The organism is Streptomyces sp. NPDC051907 (genome assembly GCF_040681075.1).
Lineage (GTDB): Bacteria > Actinomycetota > Actinomycetes > Streptomycetales > Streptomycetaceae > Streptomyces.
On record NZ_JBFAYB010000020.1, the window covers coordinates 17,613 to 26,548 of the forward strand.

The following is an 8,936-nucleotide window of genomic DNA, read 5'->3' on the forward strand; positions in this document are numbered from 1 at the left end:
TTCAGACGATGGCCGATTCGCTGACCCTGGGGCCGGTCTGGCGACTAGCCTGAGCCGAGGCTCTCATCGCGCCGTGAGAGACCGTCTGAACCAAGAAGGGCTACGGAATGTCGCTGGAGATGCTTCCCGACCGAGCCGGCCGGTTAGGCGCCTTTGAACCGATGCTGGATGAGCTCCTTGCGACCTTCTGCCCTGGCTGGGAGTTGCCTCCGGTCATGGAAGGCGAGCATCAGCGCCATCGCAACGAGGTGAAGCGTTTCCAGATCGGCGAGGCCGCAGCCCAAGACCCCGCGGCAACACGGCAGCACGCCGACCTCCTCACCCATGCCGCTATGCACGATCAGTGCCGAAGTGGCATACGGCAACTCATCCGGCCCCTGGTGATAGCTTGCGGCTACCGCCACGTCCAGGCAGCGATCATCGACTACATGCGGACCGGGTCGGCCGCCGAGAAAGTCGGCGCCAGCATGGCCTGGTACTTCGCCCACCCAGGACTCCAGTACGCCTCCATCGAGGATCTCCGGCGCGGAGTGCCCACAGAGGAGAGCAAAGCGGAGCTGGAGGCGCTGGCCGACCTCCGCGACGACTATCGATCGGCCTGCCTCTCCGCCTTTCTGACCTGCGAGGACCCGGAGACACGCCAGGATCTCTCCCTCGACCTCAGCCTCGACCCGACGATTTACCCCGCAGCTCTCCAGGACAGCCACGAGAAGGCCAGGCGCATCATCCTGGCGGACCCCGAACGGTATCGCTGGCTCCTGAAACGCTGCACGCACGTCTAGCCGCCCATGGAGAACCGACAAGATCGACCGACTGCTCAGCACGCCCGGGTGGGCATCCGGGCCTGGTAGGGGCCTGGGCGGCGTTCTCGTCCGCTGCGGAGCCGGTTGCCGCATGGAGCGCGTACACGGAGCCGTCGAAGCCGAAGTAGACCAGTCCGTCCGCGGCCACGGGTTGGGTGGAGATGCTGTCAGGCAGGCAGTGGGTCCAAAGATGGTTGCCGTTCGTCGCGTTGAGCGCCTGTAGCAGTCGACCCGAACGGAAGTAGAGTCTTTCGTCTGCCACCACGGGCCGCCCGTTGAGATGGTTGGTGGGGTGGGTCCAGCGCGGGGTGCCGGTCCATGCGTCCAGGGCGTATATGAGCCCAGCCGAGCTGGCGTAGAGCGTTCCGTCTACCGCAGTGGGGAGCCCGTCGAGGTGGCCGTCGATTGATCACGGTGCCCCGGGCCTGGCTGCGTACGGTCGCCACGCGGACCTATCCGCGCCAGACCGGGCTCCGCAACCAGCTAACCGACACCGTCCCGGACCAACCCGGTGGGGAATGTCCTCTAACGGCCGTGGTCCTGAAGGATGAGGAACAGCACGTGTACGCAGCGTTGGGCATGCTGCCTCCGCGCCAGCGGCAGGTGATGGCGTGGCACCTGGATGGCTTCTCCCACTCCGAAATCAGCGACGAGCTAGGGACCACGGTCGAGGCAGTTCGTCAAAACTACGCTCGTGCCCGAGCGTCTTTGAAACGCTCGCTGGGCTTGACGGCGGGAGACCAGCCATGACCGACGACCGCAGCACCGAATTCAGTTACGTCGACGAGGACGTCTTGCTCGACCAGCTCCTGGCACGCACAGACGACTCCGTACTCGTGTCTCTGGAGACGGCACTGGAGCATGAAGCCGGACTGGCCCACATCTTCCATCTGTACCCTTCGCGCGTCAGGCGCCGACACAGTGGTGCACGGCCGCGCGTCACTCGGGATCGCCCGCCCCAGGACGCCATCGCCGACCAACAGCATGGATCCCAACGCCCTTGATCATGCGCGGCGAAACCCGCCGAAGCCTGACCCGTCGGGTGAGGCACTCTCAGGTGGTCACGGCTCGCGATCAAGGCACCCGGCACTGTTCCGAAATTCGGGCATGCCAAGGTGTACGGCGGTATGGCGGGCGGAGACATCGCGCATCGCGGCTAGCTTCTGCTCGGCGGCGGCGAGGCTTGCCTCGATCGCCGCGGCCCCTCCGAGCCAGCCCTGTTCCTTGGCCTCCTCGAGGCGGTCGACCAGGTTGGCGCGGATCTCCTCCAACCGGCGCATCTGCCGGTGGGCCGGGGGCCAGTTCCCGTCTGCTGCGGGTGGCCGCGGCGCTGGAGAGGGAGACAGGCTGGCATTCCGCGGTCCGTTTCTGGGTGGCGGCCAACATCGCCCGACTGCTCCTGACCGGCCCCGAGACGGACGCAGCGGAGCGGATGCTCTTCGAGCAGGGGGAACAGTGGCGGGAACTGCGCCTGGACTACCGGTATGTCGACGCGGACACCCGCGAGGATCTGCGCAGGCATGCAAACGGCTGATGGCAAGGTTGGCTTCAGGATCGAGTTCGATCAGCGAAGTGGTGCTCAACATCAATGTGTGGGCCGGCAAGGAGAAAGGTCCCCATTTCGAGTTCGATGCCTCCGAGGCGACAGTAACGAAACTTCAGGCCCTGCACGGATGTTATTGATGGAGAATTGCTATGGCAGGTAATTACTGGGAGGAGGCGGTATACTCCGTGCCGCCGCTAAGTGCCCTAGAGCAAACGGACATGTCGGCCGTCTTCGATTGGCTTGACCTCCATTTCTCGTTCGACGGGGGGAAGATTGACTGGATCCGAGTGGTGAGGGGCCACAGTAACTGGCAGATCGATGATGAGCATTTGCTGGCGGCGAGGGTGTCCAGGGAGATTTGCGAGCGAATTCGGCCCGGCTCTCTAGTCGAGCATGTTGGAGACGGTCTCTCGCCCTACGGTGTGCGCTTTACCGGTAATGATGCAGCGCCGGTAACGGCCGCACTCCTTGAGATACCGGAGCATCACTACTTCCTGGCAGAGGATCGAGCGTGGATCGTGGTGGTCACCACCGAGGGGGACTTGGATATCGTAGACCGACTCAATTATTAGAGGCATCCGCAACTCGATGACTGCGTTCAAGGGGTCTGCCGAGGAATCAAGCGCAAGGCCAAGAACTAGGTGATGTCTTCAGATGCGCGCAGCTGAACGCGACAACCAGATCGTGCTTTCACTCCCTCCCGCGGAACTGCTACGGATCTCAGCAGTCTTGACCGAGTCCCTTGCTTTGTCACGTACGGAATTCTTCATCCGAACCGGCTGCTCCAAGCCGAACGTGGAGGAACTTGTCCGGCTGCTTGAGGATGTCGCCGAGGGCAAGGCCCAGGAATTCGAACTCGATGTTCCTGCTGGCGTGGAAGCGGACGAGAATACGCGACGACCGAGGCGATGAGCCCAGAGTCGGGCAGTCTATTGTCACGGCATCACAATGAACTGGGGCGGGGCACTCGTGGGAGTGCCCCGCCCCAGCGATGCGCCGCTGCAACTCGTCCGGCGCTCCGGGCTAATTCGGAAGCTGAAACGTATGCGCGGTGTCGTCGAGGCGTTCGGCGCCGAGTCGAGGGCGTGTATCGCTCGGTGTGCCCAGGTGTCGGCGTGAACGTGCTCAACCCCGTACAGGTGAACGTGCTCAGTTGATGATGCGCTGACCACGGGTTCTCGCCAGTCCGCAATGGACGGTCGACGGCGTTAGGCGGCCGGGCACTTCTCATGCCACCTTGATGACGACCTTGCCCGAGGCGTGACCGTTCTCGACGGCGGCGAGGGCGGCCGGGGCTTCGGAGAGCGGATGGACCGCGGTGATCACGGGTGCGAGGACTCCGTCGAGGGCCAGCCGGGCCGACCGCTCCAGGTTCTCGCGGTCGACGCGACGCTCGACGAAACGCCCACCGAGATCGGGCACAGACGTATCACCCACAGCAATGACGTTGCGGGGATCCCGGGCCAGCGGAGCGACCGTCCGCAGCGAGGCGCCTCCGACCAGGTCGACGATCCCGTCGAAGCCGCCCGGAACCAGCTCGCGTGCCGCGGCGGCGACGTCCTCGGCGGTGTAGTCGATGAACCGCACGCCGATGCCCTCGGCGTGCTCGCGTTTGGCAGTACTCCCGGTGCCGATCACGCGCAGCTCGCGCCCGACGGCCAGCCGGGCGACGGCGAGGCCGACCCCGCCCCCGACCCCGTTGACCAGGACCGTGGCACCGGCCGGGAGTCCGAGCTGGTCGAGCACGTCCACGGCGGTCGTCCCGGCCACTGGCAGCGTTGCCGCCACGGTCGCGGACAGACCCGCCGGGATGCGCGCGGTGCTCGGCGCGGACAGCACCGTCGTCTCGGCGTAGGTGCCGCCACCGGTCAGTGCGAAGCCGAAGACCGCGTCGCCCACCTCGAGCCCGTTGACGTCCTCGCCCCGGGCGAGAACGGTTCCGGCTGCCTCCATGCCGAGCACGCGGGGAAACGGACGCCCGCCGTCGAGCCCGTCGACCAGACCTGAGCGCAGAAGGTGGTCGAGGGGATTCACGCCGACGACGTCGACCCGGATCAGCACCTCACCGCGACCGGGCACGGGATCGGGACGATCGAAGAACTCCTGCACCTCGGGCCCGCCATACCTGTCGAAACCCCATGCCTGCCCCATCTTCCGCCGCCTCTCGTACGACCGACCCGGTGAATCCGGGCGCTGTCGCCATCCTCACCTCTGCCATTGATGTCAGGGGCAACCGGCTGAGATGCAGATCACAGCATCAGGTCGACTGCGCCGCCGGTTCCGGGGCCGTGGACAGCTCCGCCCGGTGCCGGCTGTTGGCCCTGATCAGCGCGTCGAGTGCATCCCGGGTCTCGATCAGGTGCGCGATGTCGGCGTCGATCCGGTCGCGCTCGCGCATCATCGCCGTGAACGTCTCCTCGGCGACGCCCAGGTCACCCGGGACGTCCACACACGGCAGCACAGTCGCGATCACCCGGCTGGACATCCCCGCGTCGAACAGCCGTCGGATGAGCGACACGCGCTGGACCGCAGCATCGGAATAGTGACGCTGCCCCGCGTCGGAGCGCGAGCTGGTCAGCAGTCCCTGGTCTTCGTAGTACCGCAGTGAGCGCGGACTCACGCCCGTGCGCTTGGCCAGCTCGCCTATCCGCATCCTTGAGAGCCTACGCCCGCGGCCTCCAGGTTCAGACCGCCGATGAGTCGTGGACGCTCGCGGACACCCCCACCGCCGCAGGGCTGCCGTCCCGGCCCCACGACGGAGCACGTTCGTCTGCACACGCCTGAGCGCTTTCCTCAGTACGCCGACACCAGGCCTCAAGACAGGCTGCGGTGCTGTGTCGCCGCGCTCCACCACCGTGGCCGCGGGTCGGACTTCGCTGCGAGCTCGACGGGGATCTTGGCGAGCGCCGACCCGATCACCGTAGTCGGCAAGCGTGTTCGGCGACGGGGCGGGGCTGTTCGCCCTCGACGCCGGTCCGGCGCGTCTGGTCCGTTGGCCGCCGGTCACTGCGTGCCGCGTAACCGACGTCGGCCAGGCGGCGTTGAGCAGGGCCCCTGCGAAGAGGGCGGGTGCCCCGGACCTGCACAGTCCGGGGCGCTTGTAAGTCTGGTGCCGGTCCACGTTGCGCTTCTCCGGGAAGGCGAAGTCCCGGACAGCTTGTGACGGCCGTCCAGGGCCTAGCCAGCCACTCCAGAGTTGGGAGCGCTTTGGAGTCAGCGCCCCCAGTCTGCGACAGGATCCTTGACCTGCTGGCGTCCGTGGCTTCGTGTCTCGTCTCTCCCTGCTCTTCGGAGAGGTGGCGCAACAGCCCGGAGGCTGACCCGCGAAGACTGACAGCCGCGGCATCGCGGCCAACAGCGCTGGCTGCACTGTGCCGTTTGGCCTCCTCCTCCATGCACGGCCTGGTGCCAGTCGGTGCCAGGCCAGCCACTGCTATCCGTGGTTTCGGCGCGGGGTTCGGTGTTCTGAGCGGTGGGCTGGTCGGACGTGCGAAGCCCCACGGACGGGATGGGTCTCGATCCGGGGATGTTGATGAGGATACGGGTGGTCAGCACGGTCGACGGTGCGGCCGAAGGGCTCATCCATGGGCTGAACCAGTCGGAGGAGTCGTTGTCGGGGCAGGAGGAGGCGGGCAGCGACGGTGGGGGGAACGAGCCCTGGAATTCGTGGGCCGGGAAGGCGGTGGGGTGAGCTGGGCTCCTCGGGTGCGCGGCCGGCGTCTCGTTCAGGGTGGTCAGGGAGTCCGTGTCGAGCGGTGACGCGGGCGAGGGCGGTGCGGGCACAGGCCACGTTCGGGTGGTCCGTTTCGGCAAGGGTGGTCGTTTCGCTGGGGAGGGCCCCCGCAGTTCCAGCGTGTGAGCATCGAGATCGACGACTGCGAGGTGCAGCCTCCTGCGCGCCGTCGAACACGGCCGTCAGACCACAGAAGACGCATCTGTCGCGCACAAGGCGGCCGCAAGCGCCGAGGGCTACGCCAAGGACGCGCGCGCATCCGCGGACGAGGCCGCCCTCGACGCCCAGGCCGCCCGGAACGCCGCAGCCGTGGCGGAGCAGGCCGTCAAGCCGGCCTCCCACCGCTCCTGCCAGGTCTCGCCCGGGAACTGGCTCAGGTGCTGCAGGAGGTCCCGGGCGCCGCGGCTCCGGTTCCATCGGTTGTCGGCCGACTTCGTCGGCCAGGTCGTGCGCACCGCCTGCGCGATCTCCTCGACGGAGGCGCGGGTCAGATCACCTTGGGGACGCGGCGGGACCGCGGGGGCAGGGGCAGGTGCGGCGTTCACGCTGACGAAGCGGCTGACGCCCTTCTTGCTCGTCGGCTGGGTCAAGGCGCCGGGTTCAGCCACCGAACACCGCCTTGATTCCTCCGGGTCGTACCCGGCGGCGAAGGCACGCTGGGGACGGGGCTTGGTGTAGTGCTCCTGGAGCTTGTCGTGCAGGTCCTCCACGTGGGCCGTCAGGTAGCGGCCAGTGGTGTCGAGGTGGGCGTGCCGCAAGATTGTCTGCACCTCGGCGAGGGTGAGCCGCTCGTCTCCCGCCATCCTGACCGCCGCCGTTATGGCGAGCGTCGTGCAAGGTCCAATTCGTGCCGAGCTCGTCGTTGGCCCGCTGGAGAATGCGGCGTGTCGCCCAATACGTCAACGGGCGCGGGATCGACGGGGCAGGACCTAGCGGTTCGGGTAGTAGGCCGGGAAGCACACGGCGCCGTCCGCGCCGCAGATCTCCGTCTTCGGAATCCGGCTCGAGTGCTTCTCGTAGGAGATCAGGCCCAGCTTGCGGCCCGAAGCGAAGGTCACGACGGCGTCGTGGATCGGGCCCGCCGCCTCTGGCGTCGCCCCCTTGTAGTCGTACGGGCCGTGCTCGCCCTCGACGACGGCAAGGAAGACGAACAGGCTGGGCTGCTCGCCGGGCTTTCCCTGGTACGGCTCGCCCGTCGTCACGTTCAGGACGCCCTTGCGCGGCCAGCTCTCCGGCAGGGACCCGCACTCGATCCTGGCCAGCCCCTCGCGAACGATCGCAGAGCAGTACGTACGGTCGTCCTTCATCCACAGGAGCTCACCGGCGTCCGGCGCATCCCTCCGGATCACCGCTACGAAATCGTCGGACGGCATCTCGTGGGACGCCATCGACTTCATGCTCTTGCGGGCCGACGCCAGCATCGGTCCGTCGGCGACCGTGGGCCGCGCCGCCCCAACCGGGACTGCGGGCCCCGACGAGGATGCCGGCTTGGGCGGCGAGGGCGACGCAGTGGGTGAGGCCGGCGCCTGCTGCGACTTCGGCGGCGCGGATCCCGACGGCGGAGCCGCCGTGCACGAAGTCACGGCCAGCAGTGCCAGTCCATACTCCGTTCCGTGCGCGACGAGCCTGCGCCCGTGCCTGTCGAGCCCCATCTGCCCCACCCCCGTGGTCGAACCCCCGCGCCCCTCGAACGGGGCGAACCCGTCGAAGCGTAACGCTGGTAACACACCTGTCATGCGCGGCCCAGGAACAGGTGCTGACGGCCGTCGAAGGTCGCGGGACGGCGCCGGTCGACGGGCGACCGCGTCGCGCCAGACGCCGCGACGGCGGCCGATCCGGTCCCAGGCGCGATGACGCGCACGAGGACGGGGGTGGGCCGGCCCAGGGCGGCGAAGTCCGAGCCGGTCCTGCGCGGAGGTCGCATGGCAGGCACCTCCCGCGGGACGCAGCCAGGCCGTCGATACGAGCCTCATGCGCCGGCTGGCAAGGTGGCGCGGGTTTTCTCAGGACCGACCCCGGGGCGCGCGTCGAGGGTCAGGTGCGGCGTTCCGTCTGCTCGTCGGGGGGCAGCAGGTCTTTGGCTCTGAGTTCCATCAGGATGGGCAGGTAGGTGCGCACACGTGCGTATCTGAGCTCTTCGTAGGCCGTCTGCACCGACTTCTTCACGAGGGCGGTGTCCAGCTGAGGGTGCGCCTTCGTCAGCCGCTCGGCGACCTGGTGGATGGCGAGGGCATCGTCTGACTCCGTCTTCATGCGCCTGAGCCTCCTCGGGGTCGCCTTGCCTCATTCTCGCGGCGCGGCCTTCTGCCGGGAAGTCGATCTTTCGCCGGTCTCAGCAGTAGATCGGCAGTGCCCCACCGGCTGGAACCCGCTGTACCAGTTCGGGCGATCAGCGGTGGCGGAGTACCTTCGGCAGCGGCCGGCTGCACGCCGTCCCCGAGGCAGGCCTCCGGGAGGCGGCCTGCGCCTGCGCCGCGATCGGCGGCTTCCCGCGCGACGATCGCCGACCGGCGGCGCTCGGCCTGCCCGGCAACGTGAACCGAGGCCGGTGACTTCGGAGACAGGGATGGACCGATGGGCGGGTTCACGGCTTTGCTGCTGGGACACGTGACGGCTGCCGGGCCCATCGGTGAGCTCGCCGGGAAGGCCGCCGCCGATCCGGACTGGCCCGAGGGCCCGTACCGGCTGGAGACCTTCACCGATCACCTGGAGGGCGGCGGCGCCACCCAGGCGGGACTGCAGGGCCTCACGGACGCCTGGATCCGCCACGCCTCCCGCTGAGACCGCTTGATTGCCACGACCGTTGTCTAGCGATTCCGGGACCCAGCCCATCTGGCTCGGTTACGGGAGTGGG

The 8,936-nt window shown here is 67.8% G+C and carries 15 protein-coding genes; 7 read left to right on the plus strand and 8 right to left on the minus strand.

From position 1 onward, the window contains the following. The first annotated feature begins 107 nt into the window (after nt 1–107). Nucleotides 108–782 carry a hypothetical protein gene (locus AB0M39_RS14070; RefSeq protein WP_365363757.1) on the plus strand — a complete coding sequence of 225 codons (675 nt, stop codon included), beginning with the start codon at nt 108–110 and terminating at the stop codon, nt 780–782. On the opposite strand, the gene AB0M39_RS14075 is transcribed toward AB0M39_RS14070, so the two are convergent. Beyond that, complete coding sequence (locus AB0M39_RS14075; RefSeq protein ID WP_365363894.1) at nt 724–1,209, minus strand: PQQ-binding-like beta-propeller repeat protein; 486 nt, start codon at nt 1,207–1,209, stop codon at nt 724–726. The two genes, AB0M39_RS14070 and AB0M39_RS14075, sit on opposite strands and share 59 nt — an antisense overlap. A gap of 155 nt (nt 1,210–1,364) precedes the next feature. Between AB0M39_RS14075 and AB0M39_RS14080 the strand changes: the two genes are divergently transcribed. Both AB0M39_RS14080 and AB0M39_RS14085 read left to right on the plus strand, forming a co-directional pair. Continuing rightward, nucleotides 1,365–1,553 carry a sigma-70 family RNA polymerase sigma factor gene (locus tag AB0M39_RS14080; RefSeq protein ID WP_365363896.1) on the plus strand — a complete coding sequence of 63 codons (189 nt, stop codon included), beginning with the start codon at nt 1,365–1,367 and terminating at the stop codon, nt 1,551–1,553. Further along, nucleotides 1,550–1,807, plus strand: a complete 258-nt coding sequence (locus AB0M39_RS14085) for a hypothetical protein (RefSeq protein ID WP_365363759.1) — start codon at nt 1,550–1,552, stop codon at nt 1,805–1,807. Before AB0M39_RS14080 ends, AB0M39_RS14085 begins: the two co-directional genes overlap by 4 nt. A gap of 57 nt (nt 1,808–1,864) precedes the next feature. Here AB0M39_RS14085 and AB0M39_RS14090 read toward each other — a convergent pair whose 3' ends face one another. Next, a complete protein-coding gene (locus tag AB0M39_RS14090; RefSeq protein WP_365363761.1) occupies nt 1,865–2,083 on the minus strand; it encodes a hypothetical protein in 219 nt (72 codons plus the stop codon). 92 nt (nt 2,084–2,175) lie between these two features. Between AB0M39_RS14090 and AB0M39_RS14095 the strand changes: the two genes are divergently transcribed. From AB0M39_RS14095 to AB0M39_RS14105, 3 genes are all read left to right on the plus strand, one after another. Then, a complete protein-coding gene (locus AB0M39_RS14095) occupies nt 2,176–2,337 on the plus strand; it encodes a hypothetical protein (protein ID WP_365363763.1) in 162 nt (53 codons plus the stop codon). A 161-nt stretch (nt 2,338–2,498) separates the two neighbouring features. Continuing rightward, entirely contained in the window at nt 2,499–2,921 is a 423-nt protein-coding gene (locus AB0M39_RS14100; protein WP_365363765.1) for a hypothetical protein, read from the plus strand. A gap of 82 nt (nt 2,922–3,003) precedes the next feature. Beyond that, nucleotides 3,004–3,261 (plus strand): hypothetical protein, encoded by a 258-nt coding sequence (locus AB0M39_RS14105; RefSeq protein ID WP_365363767.1) that lies wholly within the window; start codon nt 3,004–3,006, stop codon nt 3,259–3,261. A gap of 315 nt (nt 3,262–3,576) precedes the next feature. Here AB0M39_RS14105 and AB0M39_RS14110 read toward each other — a convergent pair whose 3' ends face one another. From AB0M39_RS14110 to AB0M39_RS14135, 6 genes are all read right to left on the minus strand, one after another. After that, nucleotides 3,577–4,500, minus strand: a complete 924-nt coding sequence (locus AB0M39_RS14110) for an NADP-dependent oxidoreductase (RefSeq protein WP_365363769.1) — start codon at nt 4,498–4,500, stop codon at nt 3,577–3,579. A gap of 106 nt (nt 4,501–4,606) precedes the next feature. Further along, nucleotides 4,607–5,002: a MerR family transcriptional regulator gene (locus tag AB0M39_RS14115; RefSeq protein WP_365363771.1), complete on the minus strand. Its 396-nt coding sequence runs from the start codon at nt 5,000–5,002 to the stop codon at nt 4,607–4,609. Between the two features lie 1,316 nt (nt 5,003–6,318). Further along, nucleotides 6,319–6,852, minus strand: coding sequence for a hypothetical protein (locus AB0M39_RS14120; protein WP_365363774.1), 534 nt, complete (start codon nt 6,850–6,852; stop codon nt 6,319–6,321). 159 nt (nt 6,853–7,011) lie between these two features. Further along, the gene (locus AB0M39_RS14125) at nt 7,012–7,470 is read right to left on the minus strand and encodes a hypothetical protein (RefSeq protein ID WP_365363777.1); all 459 of its coding nucleotides are present in this window, start codon (nt 7,468–7,470) and stop codon (nt 7,012–7,014) included. Nucleotides 7,471–7,814: 344 nt separating this feature from the next. After that, entirely contained in the window at nt 7,815–8,006 is a 192-nt protein-coding gene (locus AB0M39_RS14130; protein ID WP_365363781.1) for a hypothetical protein, read from the minus strand. 110 nt (nt 8,007–8,116) lie between these two features. Then, entirely contained in the window at nt 8,117–8,335 is a 219-nt protein-coding gene (locus tag AB0M39_RS14135; RefSeq protein ID WP_365363783.1) for a three-helix bundle dimerization domain-containing protein, read from the minus strand. Between the two features lie 321 nt (nt 8,336–8,656). Between AB0M39_RS14135 and AB0M39_RS14140 the strand changes: the two genes are divergently transcribed. Next, on the plus strand, nt 8,657–8,863 hold the full coding sequence (locus AB0M39_RS14140) for a hypothetical protein (protein ID WP_365363786.1): 207 nt from the start codon (nt 8,657–8,659) through the stop codon (nt 8,861–8,863). The last annotated feature ends 73 nt before the right edge of the window (nt 8,864–8,936 follow it).